The 265-nt window shown below is 49.8% G+C and carries 1 protein-coding gene; it reads right to left on the bottom strand.

The window, feature by feature from the left end; genetic code table 11:
- The coding region (locus N8M66_RS09330) for a hypothetical protein (RefSeq protein WP_261047236.1) at positions 1-265 on the bottom strand (265 nt) is incomplete at both ends.

Here is a 265-nt window from a genome sequence, read left to right as displayed (position 1 = left end):
CAACATCAGCTAGCACCTCAGCAAGCACATCAGCTTCAACAAGCGCAAGTACGTCAGCAAGTACATCAGCTTCTACAAGTGCAAGCACGTCAGCTAGCACGTCGGCTTCAACTAGCGCAAGTACATCTGCAAGCACATCAGCCTCAACAAGCGCAAGTACATCAGCTTCAACCAGCGCAAGTACATCAGCAAGAACGACAGCAAGTACGTCAGCTTCAACAAGCGCAAGAACATCAGCTTCAACAAGTGCAAGCACCTCAGCAAG

This window comes from Streptococcus mitis, assembly GCF_946188585.1.
GTDB classification, from domain to species: Bacteria; Bacillota; Bacilli; order Lactobacillales; family Streptococcaceae; genus Streptococcus; species Streptococcus mitis_DG.
This window is presented reverse-complemented; position numbering and strand designations above follow the sequence as displayed.